Annotated in this window: 14 protein-coding genes; 7 read left to right on the forward strand and 7 right to left on the reverse strand. The window is 66.8% G+C overall.

Annotated elements, in window-relative coordinates:
- The first annotated feature begins 21 nt into the window (after nucleotides 1-21).
- Both araD and RKE40_RS03760 read left to right on the forward strand, forming a co-directional pair.
- The gene (gene araD / locus RKE40_RS03755) at nucleotides 22-1,752 is read left to right on the forward strand and encodes an L-arabinonate dehydratase (protein ID WP_316016894.1); all 1,731 of its coding nucleotides are present in this window, start codon (nucleotides 22-24) and stop codon (nucleotides 1,750-1,752) included.
- 120 nt (nucleotides 1,753-1,872) lie between these two features.
- Nucleotides 1,873-3,213, forward strand: coding sequence for a nucleotide sugar dehydrogenase (locus tag RKE40_RS03760; protein ID WP_316016895.1), 1,341 nt, complete (start codon nucleotides 1,873-1,875; stop codon nucleotides 3,211-3,213).
- Nucleotides 3,214-3,301: 88 nt separating this feature from the next.
- Here RKE40_RS03760 and RKE40_RS03765 read toward each other — a convergent pair whose 3' ends face one another.
- The 6 genes from RKE40_RS03765 to RKE40_RS03790 form a co-directional block, all read right to left on the reverse strand.
- Nucleotides 3,302-4,705, reverse strand: a complete 1,404-nt coding sequence (locus RKE40_RS03765; protein WP_316016896.1) for a DUF2793 domain-containing protein — start codon at nucleotides 4,703-4,705, stop codon at nucleotides 3,302-3,304.
- A gap of 105 nt (nucleotides 4,706-4,810) precedes the next feature.
- Nucleotides 4,811-6,643, reverse strand: a complete 1,833-nt coding sequence (locus tag RKE40_RS03770; protein WP_316016897.1) for a carbamoyltransferase family protein — start codon at nucleotides 6,641-6,643, stop codon at nucleotides 4,811-4,813.
- An 11-nt stretch (nucleotides 6,644-6,654) separates the two neighbouring features.
- Nucleotides 6,655-6,804: a DUF5989 family protein gene (locus RKE40_RS03775; RefSeq protein WP_184231721.1), complete on the reverse strand. Its 150-nt coding sequence runs from the start codon at nucleotides 6,802-6,804 to the stop codon at nucleotides 6,655-6,657.
- Nucleotides 6,805-6,817: 13 nt separating this feature from the next.
- Entirely contained in the window at nucleotides 6,818-7,255 is a 438-nt protein-coding gene (locus RKE40_RS03780) for an SxtJ family membrane protein (RefSeq protein ID WP_316016898.1), read from the reverse strand.
- Between the two features lie 179 nt (nucleotides 7,256-7,434).
- The gene (locus RKE40_RS03785; RefSeq protein WP_316016899.1) at nucleotides 7,435-8,211 is read right to left on the reverse strand and encodes an SDR family oxidoreductase; all 777 of its coding nucleotides are present in this window, start codon (nucleotides 8,209-8,211) and stop codon (nucleotides 7,435-7,437) included.
- Between the two features lie 69 nt (nucleotides 8,212-8,280).
- Complete coding sequence (locus tag RKE40_RS03790; RefSeq protein ID WP_316016900.1) at nucleotides 8,281-9,048, reverse strand: GntR family transcriptional regulator; 768 nt, start codon at nucleotides 9,046-9,048, stop codon at nucleotides 8,281-8,283.
- Between the two features lie 118 nt (nucleotides 9,049-9,166).
- Here RKE40_RS03790 and RKE40_RS03795 point away from each other — a divergent pair, with 118 nt between their 5' ends.
- From RKE40_RS03795 to kce, 5 genes are all read left to right on the forward strand, one after another.
- Nucleotides 9,167-10,423: an ABC transporter substrate-binding protein gene (locus RKE40_RS03795; RefSeq protein WP_316016901.1), complete on the forward strand. Its 1,257-nt coding sequence runs from the start codon at nucleotides 9,167-9,169 to the stop codon at nucleotides 10,421-10,423.
- A 207-nt stretch (nucleotides 10,424-10,630) separates the two neighbouring features.
- Nucleotides 10,631-11,506, forward strand: a complete 876-nt coding sequence (locus RKE40_RS03800) for a branched-chain amino acid ABC transporter permease (protein ID WP_316016902.1) — start codon at nucleotides 10,631-10,633, stop codon at nucleotides 11,504-11,506.
- A 7-nt stretch (nucleotides 11,507-11,513) separates the two neighbouring features.
- A complete protein-coding gene (locus RKE40_RS03805) occupies nucleotides 11,514-14,039 on the forward strand; it encodes a branched-chain amino acid ABC transporter ATP-binding protein/permease (RefSeq protein WP_316016903.1) in 2,526 nt (841 codons plus the stop codon).
- Between the two features lie 136 nt (nucleotides 14,040-14,175).
- Nucleotides 14,176-15,117 (forward strand): 3-hydroxyacyl-CoA dehydrogenase, encoded by a 942-nt coding sequence (locus RKE40_RS03810; RefSeq protein WP_316016904.1) that lies wholly within the window; start codon nucleotides 14,176-14,178, stop codon nucleotides 15,115-15,117.
- Nucleotides 15,118-15,268: 151 nt separating this feature from the next.
- Entirely contained in the window at nucleotides 15,269-16,201 is a 933-nt protein-coding gene (kce, locus tag RKE40_RS03815) for a 3,5-dioxohexanoate:acetyl-CoA acetone transferase (RefSeq protein ID WP_316016905.1), read from the forward strand.
- Nucleotides 16,202-16,219: 18 nt separating this feature from the next.
- Here the strand turns inward: kce and RKE40_RS03820 are convergent, their stop codons facing one another.
- Nucleotides 16,220-17,500, reverse strand: coding sequence for a four-carbon acid sugar kinase family protein (locus tag RKE40_RS03820; RefSeq protein WP_316016906.1), 1,281 nt, complete (start codon nucleotides 17,498-17,500; stop codon nucleotides 16,220-16,222).
- Nucleotides 17,501-17,505: the final 5 nt, after the last annotated feature.

Raw genomic sequence — 17,505 nt, forward strand, 5'->3', positions numbered from 1 at the left:
CAAGAATTCGAGGAAACGCCGATGTCCCATCCCCGCAAGACGCCCGACACGCTGCGCTCGAAACGCTGGTTCGGGGCGAGCGATCTGCGCTCCTTCGGGCATCGCTCGCGGGCCCTGCAGATGGGGTTGAACCATGACGAGTTCATGGGCAAGCCGGTGATCGGCATCCTCAATACCTGGTCCGAGATCAACCCCTGCCACACCCATCTGCGCGACCGTGCCGAGGCCGTGAAGCGCGCGGTCTGGGCGGCCGGCGGCTTCCCGGTCGAGATCCCGGTGATGTCGGCCTCCGAGCAGTACCAGAAGCCGACGACCATGCTCTATCGCAACTTCCTGGCGATGGAGGCGGAGGAATCGATCCGCTCCCATCCGCTCGACGGCGCGGTGCTGCTTGGCGGTTGCGACAAGTCCACGCCGGCCCTGATCATGGGGGCCTGCAGTGCAGGGCTCCCCTTCATCTTCGTGCCGGCCGGGCCGATGCTGCGCGGCAACTGGGCCGGCAAGGTGCTGGGTTCCGGCGCGGACGTCTGGAAGTACTGGGCCGAGAAGGAGGCCGGCAACATCTCCGACGACCAGTGGCGCGATATGGAGAGCGGCATCGCGCGCTCGCACGGCACCTGCATGGTGATGGGCACCGCCGCGACCATGATGAGCCATGCCGAGGTGCTTGGCCTCACCCTTCCCGGCGCCTCGGCCATCCCCGCCGCCGACGCCGCCCATCCGCGCATGGCGGCGGCTGCCGGCAAGCGCATCGTCGAAATGGTCTGGGAAGACCTGACGCCGGACCGCATCCTGACCCGCAAGAGCTTCGAGAACGCGCTGACCGTCCACATGGCGGTCGCCGGCTCGACCAATGCGATCATCCATCTCGTCGCCATGGCGGGGCGCGCCGGTGTGCCGCTCACCCCCGACGATTTCGACGAATTCTCGCGCAAGGTGCCGGTGATCGCCAACCTGCGGCCTTCCGGCGAGTTCCTGATGGAGGATTTCTTCTATGCCGGCGGGCTCCCTGCCCTGCTGAAGCAGCTCGAGAGCAAGCTCCATACCGACGCGATGACCGTCACCGGCAAGCCGATTTCGGAGACGATCGCCCTCGCCCAGGTCTATGACGACAACGTCATCCGCCCGCTCGACAAGGCGGTCTCGACCGCCAACGGGCTCGCCGTGCTCAAGGGCAACCTCGCCCCCGATGGCTGCGTCATCAAGCCTTCCGCCGCCGAGCCGCGCCTCTTGAAGCACTCCGGCCCCGCCCTCGTCTTCGAGGACTATGATGCGATGATGAAGGCCGTGAACGACGAGAACCTCGACGTCACCGCCGATCACATCATGGTGCTGAAGAATTGCGGCCCAGTCGGCGGCCCCGGCATGCCGGAATGGGGCATGCTGCCGATCCCGAAGAAGCTGCTGAAGCAGGGCGTGCGCGACATGCTCAGGCTCTCCGACGCCCGCATGTCCGGCACCAGCTACGGCGCCTGCGTCCTGCACATCGCTCCGGAAGCCTATATCAAAGGCCCGCTCGCGGCGGTGAAGACCGGCGACATCATCAGCGTCGATGTCGAGGCGCGCAGCATCTCGGTCAATCTGACGGACACCGAGATCGCCGAGCGCCTGAAGAGCTGGACGCCGCCCGACCGCGACTATGCCCGCGGCTATGGCAAGATGTCGGCCGCCCACATCCAGCAGGCCGACAAGGGCTGCGATTTCGACTACCTCACCGGCACGGCCAAGGTGGCGGAGCCGGAAATTCACTGAGAGCTGCTGCCGGGCGTCGAGGCGCGGCATTGCCCGCTGTTGACGACGCCCGGCAACTCTGGGACAGCCTCGGCACGAAAGCGCGTGGTCGCGTGTTTCGCCGCATTTCCCGGAGGTTCCGTGACGTCCTCAGTGGCCGAGCAGTTCATCGAGCGTGTCGATGACCGTTCCATCGTGATCGGGGTCATCGGTCTCGGCTATGTCGGCATCCCGCTCGCACTCGCAGCGCTCCGGCAGGGCATCAAGGTCATCGGCTTCGACATCGACCAGAAGCGCGTCGATGCGCTCAATGCCGGCCAGATCGCGATCAAGCATATCCCGATGGACCTGATCGTCGAGGGAACCCGCACCAGCCGCTTTGTCGCAACGACCGATTTCGACCGGCTTGGCGAGCCCGATGCGCTGCTCATCGCCGTGCCGACGCCGCTGACCAAATATCGCGAACCCGACCTGTCCTATGTCGTCAGAACGACGGAGGCGATCGCTCAGCGCCTCCGCAAGGGCCAGCTCGTCGTGCTGGAATCGACCACCTATCCCGGCACGACCGAGGAGGTCATGCGACCGATCCTCGAAAGCACGAGCGCGCTGACGAGTGGCAAGGACTTCTTCCTCGCCTTCTCGCCGGAGCGCGAGGACCCCGGCAATCCCGATTTCGGGACGTCGACGATTCCCAAGATCGTCGGCGGCGACGGCGCCGACGCATTGGCGATGTCGCTGGCGCTCTACGGCGCCCTCGTCGTCAAGGCTGTGCCGGTTTCCTCGACCGCGACGGCAGAAGCGGTGAAGCTCACGGAGAACATTTTTCGCGCCGTCAACATCGCGCTCGTCAACGAGCTGAAGACGGTCTACGCCGCGATGGGCATCGACGTCTGGGAGGTGATCGACGCCGCCAAGACCAAGCCCTTCGGCTTCATGCCCTTCTATCCGGGACCGGGGCTCGGAGGGCACTGCATCCCGATCGATCCGTTCTATCTGACCTGGAAGGCGCGGGAATACGACATCACGACCCGCTTCATCGAGCTTGCCGGCGAAATCAACACCCGCATGCCCTATCAGGTGGTCGACCAGCTCGCCCGGCTGCTCGATTCCGAGGGCCGCATGAATCTCAGCGATGCCAGGATCCTGATCCTCGGCATCGCCTACAAGAAGAACATCGACGACATGCGCGAGAGCCCCTCGCTCAAGCTGATCGAGCTTATCGAGAAGCGCGGCGCAAAGGTCGCCTTCCACGATCCCTTCATCCCGGTGATCACGCCGACCCGCGAGCACCCCGAGCTGACCGGCCGCAAGAGCGTTCCGATCGGCAAGGAGGCGCTCGCCGGCTATGATGCCGTGCTGATCGCGACCGACCATGACGATGTCGACTACGCCTCGATCGTCGCCAATGCGAAGCTCGTGGTCGATACCCGCAATGTCTGCGCCCGCAAGGGCTTCGGCGCAGCGAACGTCTTCAAGGCCTGATCGAGCCAGGGCACCGCGCCCGTCCAATCGGCAGGATCGATGACCGCGCGATCACGCGGGACGAGCTGCGCCCTGAACGGCCCACCGATCAGAGTTCGGCGTCGAAGGCGATCTCGTCGAAGCTGGCATAGGTGCGTCCCTCCGCCGAGGCGCGGATCGAGGCGACCGCAATGGCGGTGGAGTTCGGCGTGATCCACCTCTCGCCACCATAGATGTTGGCCTCGGCAATGACCGTGTAGCTTGCGGCCGGCATCGCCCGCATCGCGACCGGAAACTTCAGCAGCTGCTGCATGTAGCCAAAGGCGGCATGATAGCAGTCGAGGTGGACCGGCATGCCCGGGCGCCAATGATAGCGCTCGCAGAGCTGCCGCTCTTGCGTCTGATTGCGCGCCAGCCATGGGCTCGGCGCGTTTCCCGTTTCGAGCTTGATCGCACGGAATGTAACCGCTCCCGCCGAGGGGGCGATCTGGACCGCGAGATTGCCGCTGTCGCCGACCGCCGGCGTCAAGACGACGAAGCGCCGGCCGCTTCCGGCGGTGATCGTTCCCGAGACGCTGCCGAGCGTCACCTCGAGATCACCGCCGCTCAGGTCCTCGACAGACAGGCAGAGCGGCGTCGAGGCGAAGGACGACACGCCCCAGAGCGCCGGCTCGACGATCTGCTGGATCGCGCCGGAGGTCAGGCTCAGATCGAAGCCGCTGCGGCTGAGCGTGGCGCCACCCGCATGCGCCTTCCAGCGGTCATAGGCGAATGCGCCCGCCGTCAGCGCTCCACCGGCGAAGCCACGCTGGTTGACCTGCCAGTCGCCGTTGATCAGCAGGTTCGGCCGCGGCACGTCGCGCGCCCAGTCGCTCGCCGGCAAGCTGACCAGCCCGCTCGCCCGGTCGACGACCAGCGCCTCGGTCCAGTTCGCGCCGTCGGCGCTGACCTTGATCCGGAACTGATCGTCACCGGCGAGCCCGATCTCGGCCCGGCCGGACCAATTGTCCTGGAACAGCAGGCTTGCCGTTTGCGCCGCGCTCGCCTTGTTGAGCTTGAGCCTGTGATCGGTGCCGGCATGGTTGAACAATGTGGCGTCGGCCGACACGGCAAGCCGGTTCGTCGTATCGGCCGTTGCGTTCACGCCCCAGAGCGCTGCGCCCTGGCTGCTTTCGGGCTGCGAGCGGCGCCATTGCGTGCCGGTCCAGACATGGTGCTCTGCTTCGTCGCTCACCCAGGCCTGCCAGCCGGCGCGCGGCGGCAGGAAGCTCCAGCCACCGTCCTCGAAGATGGCGAGATTGTCCTGACGACCGGCGAAGACGCCGCTGCTGCCGGCCGGGACGATATAGGCCGTGGTCTCAGCCGGCGACGCCGGCGCTGCGGTCTGCGTACGGCTGGCGACGACCAGATGCACGAGTGCATCGAGCCGCATCAGCGCATCATTGTGGGTGACATGTTTCTGCGCCTGCCCGGCGGCGAGCAGGGGCAGGCCGAGACGCGGGGTTTCGCTCATGGGGCCTCGCAAGGTCGGATCGGCACGCGGGAGGCGCGCCATGCCGGCCGATTATGCGGGCTCCCAAAGCAGCGGGGATCGATTGCGATCTTATCCCCGTGTCCCTCAGTCGAGCTCGAAGGCTTCCTTGTAGTCGAGCTTCAGCGCCGGGTCCTGATCCTCCTTGCGCAGGATGCAGTTGCCGACGACCAGGAGCTCGATCTCCGAGCCCATGAAACAGCGGAAGGCGTCGGTCGCGCTGCAGACAATCGGCTCGCCGCGGACGTTGAAGGAGGTATTGACCACAACCGGGCAGCCGGTCAGCGCCTTGAAGCGCGAGATCAGCTGGTGATAGCGCGGATTGGTCTCGGCATGGACCGTCTGGATGCGGGCCGAATAGTCGACATGGGTCACGGCCGGAATGCTCGAGCGCGGCACGTTCAGCTTGTCGATGCCAAACAGCGCCTTTTCCTCCGCCGTCATCTCGCGGCGCAATTCCTCGCGGACATCGGCGACCAGCAGCATATAGGGCGAGTCGCCATCGAGCTCGAACCAGTCGGCGACATCCTCGCGCAGCACGGACGGCGCGAAAGGCCGGAAGCTCTCGCGGTATTTCACCTTGAGATTGAGGGTCTTCTGCATCGCCGGGGAGCGCGGATCGCCGAGGATCGAGCGGCCGCCGAGCGCACGCGGGCCGAACTCCATCCGCCCCTGCATCCAGCCGACCGCCTTGCCGTCCGCGAGACCCTGCGCCGTCGCCTCGATCAATGCGGTTTCGTCCAGAACCTCGAACTTCGCCCCGGCGGTCGTCAGTTCGGCCTCGATCTGGGCCGGGCCGAATTCCGGGCCGAGATAGCTGCCGCGCATCGCGTCGCCCTTGGCAGGGACGTCGCGCGGCTTGCCGTGGAAGAGGTGGTAGCCCGCGAGCGCGGCGCCCAGCGCGCCACCGGCATCGCCCGCCGCCGGCTGGATCCACAAGCCCTCGAAGATGCCCTCGCGCAGCAGCTTGCCATTGGCGACGCAGTTCAGCGCGACACCGCCGGCGAGGCAGAGATTCTTCATACCGGTCTCGGCCCGCACCGAACGGGCGAGCCTCAGCACGATCTCCTCGGTCACCGCCTGGATCGAGGCCGCCATGTCCATGTGGAACTGGGTCAGCAACTGCTCCGGCCCGCGCACCGGCTCGCCGAACAGCGCGGCGAACTTGTCGTTGGTCATGGTCAGACCGACGCTGTAGTTGAAGTAGCTCTGGTCGAGATGGAAGGTGCCGTCTTCCTTGAGGTCGACGAGCTTCTCCAGCATCAGCCTGGCGAAGCGCGGCTCGCCATAGGGCGCGAGCCCCATCACCTTGTACTCGCCGGAATTGACCTTGAAGCCGATATAATAGGTCACCGCCGAGTAGAGCAGCCCGAGCGAATGCGGGAAATGCAGCTCCTTATGGACCTTGAGATCGTTGCCCTTGCCGACGGCGAGCGTCATCGTCGCCCATTCGCCGACCCCGTCCATGGTCAGGATCGCCGCTTCCTCGAAGGGCGAGGGATAGAAGGCGGAGGCGGCGTGCGAGAGATGATGCTCGGTGAAGAGCAGCTTCTCGACATCGAAGCCGGGGCTGAGCTTCTTCAGCTCCTTGGCGATGATCTGCTTCTGGAACAGTTTTTCGCGCAGCCAGAGCGGCATCGCCATCTTGAACGACTGGAAGCCGCGCGGCGCGAACGAGAGATAGGTTTCGAGCAGGCGCTCGAACTTGATGAAGGGCTTGTCGTAGAAGACCACCGCATCGAGTTCGTCGAGCCCGCAACCGGCGACCGAAAGGCAGTACTCGACCGCATGTTTCGGGAACTCGGCGTCATGCTTCTTGCGGGTGAAGCGCTCCTCCTGCGCCGCCGCCTCAATCCACCCGTCGACGACCAGCGCAGCCGCGCTGTCGTGATAGAGCCCGGATATGCCGAGAATGCGCATCCGCCTGCGGCTCAGAACAGCGTGTAGATGAAGGGCGCGATCGCGCTGCCCTTGGTCAGGAACAGCAGGCCGCCGAGCAGCACGCACATCAAGAGGATCGGCGCCAGCCAGAACTTCTTTCGCGCCGCCATGAAGCGGAAGAACTCGCGCAGGAACGACATCGGTGTTTCCCTGTCAGAACTGGTCTTTCATCGAGACCGGTTCCGGCCCCGGCGGATCGCGGACGACCCAGTAGCTCTTCGCCTCCGGCTGAGACCTGAGCTTGAGAAAATCCTTGCCGACCAGCCGGGCGACCAGCGCCATCGGCGTGAAGACGAGAAAGAACAGGATGCCGAGCACGATCGGGTTGATGATCATCGCCAGCAGCAGGCCGAATTTCATCCAGAGCCTGTTCAGCCGCGCGAGCAGCGCAGGCCGGATCAGCGCAACGGCAAGAAAGCCTGCCGCGATGAGCGCAAGCCAGGGCCAGGCTCGCCCGTGATGCCAGGCATTGTAGAGGCCGATCAGCGCGAAGACGGCCGCGAAGACGAAGCCGAAGGAACGATCGCTCGATCCCTCGCCATCGTCATGGCCTGCCCCGGCCCCGAACTCGTGATGCACGCCCTTCGCCAAGCCGCCGCTCCTGTCCAAGCGGCATCCTCTAGGCGATTAAGGGCGGAAGGTACAGGGCGAGCGGTCCGCGAGTTCTTCCGTCATGGTCGGGTTTGTCCCGACCATCCACGTCTTCCTTTGGGCAGTGTCGTGTTCAAGCCGTGGATACTCGCCACAAGGGCGAGCATGACGCCGGCTTCTCAGCTCAGCATCCGCGTATCGCCACAGACCGAAATCTCCTGTCCCGAGATCGTCTTGGCGAAGGGCGAGGCCAGGAAGACGATCTGCTTGGCGATGTCGTTGGGGTCGACGAACTGCTTGATCGAGACGCCGGCGAAGAGCCGCCCGGTCATCTCCTCATGCGAGACGTTGAGCGAGCGCGCCTTGTTGGCGATCACGCTCTGGATGCGCGGGCCGTCGACCAGCCCGGGGCAGATCGCGTTCGCCCGGATGCCGAATTCGCCGAGCTCGGCCGAAAGCGCCTTGGTGAAGCCGATCACCCCCCATTTCGCCGCGGCATAGGGCGAGCGCAGCGGGAAGCCGTGCTTGCCAGCCTGGCTGGAGAGATTGACGATCGAGGCATTCTTCGACTGCTTGAGGTGCTCCACGGCGAGCCGCGTGCAGTTGAACTGGCCGGTCAGGTCGATGGCGACGCAAGCGTCCCAGTCCTCCGGGGCGATCTCGTCGACGCGCCCGGTCGGCCCGGCGATGCCGGCATTGTTGACCAGGCAATCGAGCCCGCCGAGCGCCGCGATGGTCTCCTCGAACAGCCGCGCCACCGCCTTTCGGTCGGAGACGTCGCAGACCGAGCGCGTGATCGCAGGATCGCTCTGCGCCATTTCGGCGAGCGCCTTCTCGTCGACATCGCAAATATGGACCTTGGCGCCCTCCGCCGCAAAGGCCCGCGCCGTCGCGCGGCCGATACCATTGGCGCCCGCCGTCACCAGCACGCGCAGGCCCTTGATCGTCAAATCCATCGTTTCCGTCCCTTTGCCTTTTGTCGTTTGCCGGTCATTGCCGTCTGTGATTGTGATCGCTTGCCGGCCCTAGCCTGAGGCGAGCCTTCCCGTGCCCTCGATATGGTCGGCCGCCTGCTGGATATCCTCCGCCAGGGCCTTGCGGGCCGCCGCCGGGTCGCGTTCGCGCAGCGCCACGACCAGCGCCGCATGCATCAGCACCGCGCTTCCGCGGTCGAGCCGGCGGGCCTCGGCGCGCATGTCGAGATTGAGGATCGGCCCGGCCTTGAGCCAGAGGCGCTCGATCGTCTCGACGAGCAGCGGCATCCCGGCAGCCTCGTAGAGCGCGAAATGCAAATTCCGGTTGGCAGCGACCGCGCCCGCGAGGTCCGGCGGGTCGGCGCTCGCGGCCTTGCGAAAGGCCTGCTCATGGCTGGCGATCACGGCGATCTGCTCAGGCGTCGCGATCTTGGTCGCCTCCTCGGCGGCGAAGCCCTCGACGACGAGGCGTACCCGGGTCAGCTCGCGGAACTGCGCCAGGGTCAGCACCGGCACCCGCACCGCCCGGCCCGGCAGGACCTCGAGCGCCTTGTCGGCGACGAGCCGATTCACCGCCTCGCGCACCGGCATCATCGAGACCCCGAGTGCCTCGGCGACACGGCGGAGCGAGAGCTTCTCCCCGGGTGCTAGCCGTCCCGAGACCAGCAGCGCGCGCAATTCCTCGGTCACCCTTTCGCCCAGCGTCTCGCGGGCGAGCGAGCCGATCTCGTCGAGGGCGCCGCCCTCCGGCGCCGCGGGGGCAGCGGCGGCCAAGCCCGATGTGGGCGAACGGCGCGAGGACTGGACAGGGGCGGTCATGTCTGCCAACCTAACTGTGATCACAGATCACGACAAGCGGCACGAAGACCGCAAACGAGACGAACGACAGCGAAACGCCGACGCCAAGAGGCGCGGCATGCGTTCTGGGAGGAACCAAATGTCAGATCAAAAGAAAACCGGCCTTTCGCGCCGTCAGGCACTGGCCGGCCTCGGCGTGACCGCGACGGGGCTGATCGCGAGCCCGTCGATCATCCTGGCGCAGACGCCGGATGCGATCCGCTTCGGACACCTGACGCCGCGCACCGGCTTCCTTGGCCCGCTCGGCGAGTACGGCGTGATGGCGGCCGACCTCGCCGCCGAGGAGATCAATGCCGCCGGCGGCATCAACGGCCGCAAGCTCGAGCTGCTGAAGGAAGACTCAGTCAATCCCCAGACCGCCTCGACCAAGGCCGAGCGCATGGTCGAGCGCGACAAGGTCGCCTGTATCATCGGTGAGATTTCCTCCGCCTCGGCGCTGACGATCGCGCAGGTCGCCGGCCGGACCAAGACGCTGTTCGTCAACACCGGCGCCAATTCGGACGCACTGCGCGGCGAGAACTGCAACCGCTACATGTTCCATGTCGAGCATCAGAACTCGATGTATGTGAAGAGCTGCGGCCGGGCGCTGATGGAACAGGGCCTGGTCAAGGGCAAGAAGTGGTTCTCGCTCACCGCCGACTACGCCTTCGGCCATGACCTTCTCAAGGTCGCCAAGCGCTTCATGGAGGCCAATGGCGGCCAGTTCGCCGCCGACAAGCTGGTCCCCACCGACGCGACCGACTTCTCCGCCCTGCTGCTCGAAATCCGCGCCGCCAAGCCGGACCTCGTGATCTCGAACCTCGCCGGCAACCAGATCACCAACTTCCTCAAGCAGTATTCCGAGTTCGGCCTGACCTTTCCGGTCGCCGGCTTCGGCTTCGACACCGCGCTCGCCTGGGCCGCCGGCAAGGACAATTTCGGCGGCATCTGGCCCTGCGTCTGGCACCATCTCATCGAGACCCCCGGCACCAAGACCTTCGTCGCCGCCTTCACCAAGAAATACGGCAAGCCCCCGGAGAACCAGGCCTGGGGCGACTACATGGCCGTGAAGATGATGGCCCAGTCGATGAACGAGCTGAAGAGCGCGGAGACCGCCAAGATCCTCGAGCATCTCGAGAAGGGCGCCAAGTTCGATGTGCTGAAGACGCGCGAAGGCTATTTCCGCGCCTCCGACCATCAGCTGATCAGCGAAATGTACGCGATCACCGCGCTGCCGGCCGCCAAGGTCAAGAACCAGTGGGACCTCTTCACCTCCTCGCCGCCGATCCCCGGCCCGAACGAGAGCATGGAGGTCATCGCGACCCAGGGCGACGAAGCCGTCTGCAAGATGAGCTGAACGACTTCAGCACAGGCACTACGCGAACCCCTCTCCCGGATGGGAGAGGGGCAGGGGTGAGGGACCGCCGCTGATCGTCAAAGCGAAGCGGCACCGCTGCGACCTTATCGGTGAGGGCAGGCCCTCATCCCTGCCCTTCTCCCACACGGGAGAAGGGTTCCCCGCGCCCCTCAGGCAGCTGACAGCAACCCGGACAAAGGCGTTCCCTTGCTCACCCTCTTCATCCAGCAGGTGCTGAACGGGCTGCTCGACGGGGTCTATTACCTCCTGATCGCGCTCGGCCTGTCGCTGATCTTCTCGCTAGGCGGCATCGTCAACCTCGCGCACGGCGCCTTCTATGCGATCGGCGCCTATCTCACGATCGTGCTGGCGCCGCATATCGGCTTCGGCGGCGCGATCATCGCCTCGCCGGTGCTCGTCGCCTTGCTCGGCATCGTCATCGAGCGCGGGCTGTTCCAGCGCTTCTACCGCTCGGACCCGATCCTGTCCCTGCTCCTGACCTTCGGCCTCGCCATGGTCGCCGAGCAGACCCTGCGCATGATCTTCGGTGCGCCGCCGCTCTCATTCTCGATCCCGCCTGAGCTGCGCGGCCAGATCTTCATCGGCGACTTCATCTATTCTCGCTACCGTGCCTTGCTGCTGCTGATCGCGGCGGCCTGCGTCATCGGCCTCTGGTTCCTGCTGCAGCGCACCGCCTTCGGCCGCGTCGTGCGGGCCGGCGTCCAGAACCCCGACATGGTCGGCGCGCTCGGCATCTCCCTGCAGCCCTACATGATGGCCATCGCCGGCATCGGTATCGGCCTGGCCGGCCTTGCCGGCGTGCTCCTGGCGCCGATCTATTCGATTCATCCCGCCATGGGCCAGGAGATCATCACCCCGGCCTTCGTCGTCGTCGTCATCGGCGGGCTCGGCTCCTTCTGGGGCGTCGTCGTCGCGGCCATCATGGTCGGCCTCGTCAAGGGCATCACCATCGGCCTCGGCTTCACGCAATGGTCGACGGCCGTGATCTACCTGATGATGCTGCTCGTCCTCCTCTTCCGTCCGCGCGGCCTGTTCGGCGAGCGCATCCAGCGCTTCGAGTGAGGCCGAGATGAACCCGACCGCACGCGACTATCTCCCGCTCGCCATCGCCGCCATCGGCCTGGCCGCCCTGCCCTCGCTGATGCATGCCATCGGCCTCGGCACCACCTCGGCCACCGAGGTCGTCGTCTTCGCCATCGCCTGCATGGCGCTGAACATCCTCGTCGGCACCACCGGCCTGGTCTCCTTCGGCCATGGCGCCTGGTTCGGCCTCGCCGCCTATGCGGCCGGCCTGATCCAGCGCAACTGGCTGCCCGGCCAGTTCGCGCTGCCGATCCTGCTGGCGCTTGTCTTCGTCGGTCTCGTCGCCGTCACCTTCGGTGCACTGATCCTGCGCCGCAGGGGCGTCTACTTCTCGCTGCTGACGCTGGCGCTGACCGCGATGATCTATTCGGTCGCCTTCCGCTGGACCTCGGTCACCGGCGGCGAGGACGGGCTCGGCGGCATCAAGCGCCCGCTCTTTGCCGGCATCGACTTCGAGACCGCCCTGCCCTTCTACATGCTGGTCGCGACGATCGGCTTCGGCGTGGTCTACTGTCTCTGGCGCTTCCATCGCTCGCCGGTCGGCACGGTCCTCGTCGCGATCCGCGAGAACGAGCAGCGCGCCCGCTTCCTCGGCTACGCCACCACCCGCTACAAGCTCGTCGCCTTCACGCTTTCGGCGGTGCTCACAGGCCTCGCCGGCACGCTCCTTCTCTTCAACAACCGCATGACCTCGGCCGAGCCGATCTCGGTCGCCTTCTCCGGCGAATTGCTGGCGATGGTCGTGATCGGCGGCATGCGCTCCTTCCTCGGCCCCGCGCTCGGCGCGCTCTTCTTCGTCGTCTTCCGCGACTATCTCTCCAGCGTCACCGAGAACTGGCTGTTCTGGTTCGGCCTGCTCTTCGTCGCCTTCATCGTCTTCTCGCCGGATGGCCTCGTCGGCGTCGGCCAGCGCCTGCTCAAGCCCTTCCGCAAGGTTCCGGCCGAGGATGCCGCGATGTCGGCCCGCAAGGCCGGGGCGGTCGAGCTGCCGGCCTTCATGAAGCCGGCCGATGCCGGCGACGGCACGATCCTCGCAGCGAGCGGCCTCGCCAAGAGCTTCGGCGGCATCAAGGCGGTCGAGAATGTCGACATCACCATGCGCGACCGCAAGCTGCACGCGCTGATCGGCCCGAACGGCGCCGGCAAGACCACGGCCTTCAACCTGATCTCCGGTCTGTTCCCGCCCGATCGCGGCGAGGTCCGCCTGCGCCAGCGCGACATCGCCGGGCTCTCGCCCGAAGCGATCACCCAGGCCGGCATCGGCCGCGCCTTCCAGATCACCAACCTGTTCCCGACGCTCTCCGTCGCCGAAAACGTCCGCCTCGCCGTGCAGGCGCGGGCGCCCGAACGCTTCGGCTTCTGGAGGGCAGCGGGTGCCCTCGAGAAGATCAACGACGAGTCCCGCCAGGTCATTTCGACCATGGGCCTCTCCGGCATCGAGGCGGCGGAAGCCGGTTCGCTGAGCTATGGCGGCCAGCGCTTGCTCGACATGTCGCTGGCACTGGCGACGAGCCCACGCGTGCTCCTGCTCGACGAGCCGCTCGCAGGCCTCGCCGCCGCCGAGCGCGAGCGCGTCGGCAATCTCATCAAGTCGATCTCGCGCGACCTGCCGGTGCTGCTCGTCGAGCACGACATCGACCGCGTCTTCGCCATCGCCGACCATGTCACGGTGATGAACGAGGGCTCGGTGCTGGTCGACGGTACGGTCGAGGACGCCCGCTCTTCGCCGAAGGTGCAGGAAGTCTATATCGGCTCGGGTGCCCATGCCCTCGCCGAGAAACCGCGCGAGAGCGCCGCCGGCTCCAAGGTCCTGCTCGGCCTCGACAAGGTCGACACCTTCTACGGCAAGAGCCACATCCTGCGGCAGGTCTCGCTCGACGTGCACGAGAACGAGATCGTAGCCCTGCTCGGCCGCAACGGCGCCGGCAAGTCGACCCTGCTCAAGACGATCACCGGCATCGCCCCGCCAGCGCAGGGCTCGATCACGCTCGCCGGCGGCGACATCGCCCGCCTGCCGCCTGCCAGGATCGCACGCGCCGGCATCGCCTATGTCCCGCAGGGGCGCGGCCTGTTCGCCGGCATGAGCGTCAAGGACAATATGGAGCTCGGCCGCCTGCGCCGCATCACCGGCAATGGCGTGCGCTGGGAGGACGAGAAGATCTTCTCCTTCTTCCCGCGCATCAAGCAGCGCTGGCATTCCCCTGCGGACTACCTCTCCGGCGGCGAACAGCAGATGGTGGCTGTGGCCCGGGCACTGTCCGGCGATACCAGGGTGCTGCTGCTCGACGAGCCGTTCGAGGGGTTGGCGCCCGCCGTCGTCGAGGAACTGTTCGAGGCCTTCGACAAGCTGCGCCGGGAGATCGCCATCGTGATCGTCGACCACCATCTCGATCTCGCGCTCGCGCTCTCGGACCGCACCGTCGTACTCGAACGCGGCCAGGTCACCCATACCGGCCCCTCGCGGGCGCTGAGCCAGGATCTGGCGCTGCGCCGGCAGGTGCTTTGGCTGTGACGAACTCGCGTAACGCGTCATGCTCGGGCGTAGACCCGAACATCTCTTTCAGGAGATTCTCGGGTCTACGCTTCGCTTCGTCCGAGAATGACGGCAATTGCTCTCGCCCCCACGCTCCCACCCGGAACATCGCCTTATGACCAAGATCGCCATCGTCGGCTCGGGCCTGATCGGCCGCGCCTGGGCCACCGTCTTCGCCAGCCATGGCTTCGAGGTCGCGCTCTATGATCTCAAGCACGAGGCCGCTCAGGCGGCGCGCGCCCATATCGGCACCAATCTCGAGGAACTCGCCGGCCACGGGCTGGTCGACGATCCCAAGGGGGCCCTCGCCCGCATCCGTGTCGCGGCCGACCTCGCCGATGCGCTTAAGGACATCGCCCTCGCCCAGGAGAACGGTCCCGAAACGGTCGAGGCGAAGCGCGAGCTGTTCGCGGAGATGGACCGGCTCGCACCGGCGGGCGCTATTCTCGCCTCCTCGACCTCCTTCATCATGGCCTCGGCCTTTTCCGAAGCGCTGCCGGGACGCTCCCGCTGCCTCGTCGCCCATCCGGTCAACCCGCCGCATCTGGTGCCGATCGTCGAGCTCGCCCCGGCGCCCTGGACCGATCCGGCTGTCGTCGCCGAGGCCAAGCGGATCTACGAGCAGGCCGGCCAGGTGCCGATCACCCTGCGCAAGGAGAAGGCTGGCTTCGTGCTCAACCGGCTCCAGGCGGTGCTGCTGGCCGAGTCCTTCCGCCTGGTCGGCGAGGGCGTCGTCAGCGCCGAGGATGTCGACAAGACGATCCGCGACGGGCTCGGCCTGCGCTGGTCCTTCATGGGCCCGTTCGAGACCATCGAGCTCAACGCGCCGGGCGGCATTCCCGATTACTGCGCCCGCTATTCCGAGTCGCTCGACCGCATGGTCAAATCCTCGGAGGGGCTCGGCAATCCGTTCAAGCCGGAGACGGTCGCCGAGGTCATGCGCGAATGGCGCGGCGCGCAGGAGGCAGAGCGCGTCAAACGCCTGAGCGACTGGCGCGACAGCCGCCTCGCCTCGCTGCAGGCGCACAAGCGCGCCTCGCAGCGCAAGCCGGACTGAAAGGCTTCGGTCATTGCGAGCGCAGCGAAGCAATCCAGGAGGACTTGCCGCTACGCCCTGCCGCCCCTGGATTGCTTCTTCGGCTCACGCCTCCTCGCAATGACGACCTGACGCCATACTGATCCCATCTGCCTCGACCGGAGCCCCGACCATGGCGAAGAACCGCAAAGTCATCATCACCTGCGCCGTCACCGGCGCGATCCACACTCCCTCCATGTCGCCCTATCTGCCGGTGACGCCCGATGAGATCATCGACGCCGCCGTCGGCGCGGCCGAGGCCGGCGCGGCCCTCGTCCACGTCCACGCCCGCAATCCGAAGACCGGCCAGCCCGACCAGTCGCCCGAGGCCTTCGAGCCCTTCCTCAAGGTGATCAAGCAGCGCTCGAACTGCGTCATCAACATCACCACCGGCGGCGCGCCGACCATGCTGGTCGAGGAACGCCTGAAGCCCTGCGCCCACTTCAAGCCCGAGGTCGCCTCGCTCAACATGGGCTCGATGAACTTCGGGCTCTACCCGATGCTGAACCGCTTCAAGGAGTTCAAGCACGACTGGGAGCGCCCCTATCTCGAAGGCTCGGACGATCGCGTCTTCAAGAACACCTTCAAGGACATCGCCAATATCCTGACCACCTGCGCCGAGAACGGCACGCGTTTCGAGATCGAGTGCTACGATATCGGCCATCTCTACACGCTGGCGCATTTCGTCGATCGCGGGCTGGTGAAGCCGCCCTTCTTCGTCCAGTCGGTCTTCGGCCTGCTCGGCGGCATCGGCCCGCACCCGGAAGACGTCATGCACATGAAGCGCACGGCCGACCGGCTCTTCGGGGACGACTATCACTGGTCGGTGCTCGGCGCCGGCCGCCACCAGCTCCCGATCGCGGCGATGGCGGTGGCGATGGGCGGCAATCTGCGCGTCGGCCTGGAAGACTCGCTCTGGCTCGGACCGGGCCAGCTCGCCAAGTCCAATGCCGACCAGGTCCGTGCCGCCCGCCAGATCGTCGAGGGCCTCGGCCTCGAGATCGCAACCCCGGACGATGCCCGCGAGCAGCTCCAGCTCAAGGGCGCCGACAAGGTCGCTTTCTAGGTCTCCGGTCCGGGCGCGTCAGCGCCCGGCGACCAGCGCGAAGAAGTCGGGCGGCCCCATCTGGCCGCCCTTCAGCACCATCTCGATCCCGTCGAGCCGGGGATCGTCGCTATGGGCGCGGCAGAGCGGCGCGCCCGGGACCAGAGCTGCGCGATGCGACAGTCCCCAGATGTCGAGCATGCGCACGGCTAGCGTAGAGGTATCGCCGCCGGCCACCACCAGCCGCCCGATCGCGGCCTCGGCGACGATGGCTCGCAGCAATTCGCCCGTCGCCGCCGCCACTTTCGAGGTATCGCCCGGCGCGCGCACCGGGCGATCGGTGACCAGCATGACGTCGCCTTGCCGCAGGAGCCGCTGCGCCTCGGCCGCGAGCTCTACCGCATGGCCGACCTCGCCGAGCAATCGCACCGGGTCGACGGCGATCCGGGCATAGCCCGAAGCGGCCTCGACCTGCGCCCGCGTCACCGGCGAGAGGCTGCCGACCAGCGCGAGCACCGGGCCTGACGGCTTCGGCGTTGTCGCAGCGCAGCTCGCTTTCTCGCGACGGCCGAGCAGCGGCGTTCCCGCCAGCGCCTGCGCGACCGAACTCGGGCCGACGACGAGCATGGGAGCGGGCGCTGCCCATGCGGCGATCGCCCGGCCAGCCACGGCGAGATCCTCGACGCGCGCAATGTCGAAGAGCAGCGGGCCGGCGCCGTTGGCCAGACGTGTCGCGAGGCCACCCGGATCGCCATAGCTGCGGTAATCGACCAGCCCGACCTCGCCGAGCCCCTGTGCCGCGAGGTGCAGGCGCAGATCGGCCTCGCCCATCGGCGTCGCCGGATGGACGCTCATCGTCGGGTGCCGGTCGATCCGGTGCACGGTGCCGCCCGTGCCCGCGGCGGCGAAGAGGTTGCCGAACAGGCAGTAGCGGCCGAGATTGGGTTGGCCGCCGATGATCGGCAGGAGGCTGTTGGGAAAATGCGGCTGCAGCGCCCGCACCGCCGCGCCGATGCTGCCGAGATGCGGCGCGCTGTCGAAGGTCGAGCAGCATTTGTAATGAAGCAGCGCGATTCCGAGCCCGGCGAAGAAGCGCCCGGCCGGGTCGAGTTCGGCCGCCATCGCCTCGGGGGCCATCGCCCGCGTCGCGCCGGCGATGCCGAGCGCGTCGAGGTCACCGGCTTGGGCGAGCTGCTCCGGCGTCGGAATGCGCAGGAAGAGCAGCGCCTTCTGCCCGCCCTCGGCCAGCACCGCGAGCGTATCGGTCGAGCCGGTGAAATCGTCGCCATACCAGGCGTAGCGAGGCAGCGTTCCGGCCATGACAG

It is taken from the genome of Allobosea rubneri (assembly GCF_032464875.1).
Classification (GTDB): Bacteria; Pseudomonadota; Alphaproteobacteria; order Rhizobiales; family Beijerinckiaceae; genus Allobosea; species Allobosea rubneri.

Excerpts from the sequence above, each read along its gene's own strand:
- araD (WP_316016894.1), top strand. The coding sequence starts at position 22 with ATGTCCCATCCCCGCAAGACGCCCGACACGCTGCGCTCGAAACGCTGG.
- RKE40_RS03765 (WP_316016896.1), bottom strand. The coding sequence starts at position 4,705 with ATGAGCGAAACCCCGCGTCTCGGCCTGCCCCTGCTCGCCGCCGGGCAG.
- RKE40_RS03770 (WP_316016897.1), bottom strand. The coding sequence starts at position 6,643 with ATGCGCATTCTCGGCATATCCGGGCTCTATCACGACAGCGCGGCTGCG.
- RKE40_RS03775 (WP_184231721.1), bottom strand. The coding sequence starts at position 6,804 with ATGTCGTTCCTGCGCGAGTTCTTCCGCTTCATGGCGGCGCGAAAGAAG.
- RKE40_RS03785 (WP_316016899.1), bottom strand. The coding sequence starts at position 8,211 with ATGGATTTGACGATCAAGGGCCTGCGCGTGCTGGTGACGGCGGGCGCC.
- RKE40_RS03790 (WP_316016900.1), bottom strand. The coding sequence starts at position 9,048 with ATGACCGCCCCTGTCCAGTCCTCGCGCCGTTCGCCCACATCGGGCTTG.
- RKE40_RS03795 (WP_316016901.1), top strand. The coding sequence starts at position 9,167 with ATGTCAGATCAAAAGAAAACCGGCCTTTCGCGCCGTCAGGCACTGGCC.
- RKE40_RS03805 (WP_316016903.1), top strand. The coding sequence starts at position 11,514 with ATGAACCCGACCGCACGCGACTATCTCCCGCTCGCCATCGCCGCCATC.
- RKE40_RS03810 (WP_316016904.1), top strand. The coding sequence starts at position 14,176 with ATGACCAAGATCGCCATCGTCGGCTCGGGCCTGATCGGCCGCGCCTGG.
- kce (WP_316016905.1), top strand. The coding sequence starts at position 15,269 with ATGGCGAAGAACCGCAAAGTCATCATCACCTGCGCCGTCACCGGCGCG.
- RKE40_RS03820 (WP_316016906.1), bottom strand. The coding sequence starts at position 17,500 with ATGGCCGGAACGCTGCCTCGCTACGCCTGGTATGGCGACGATTTCACC.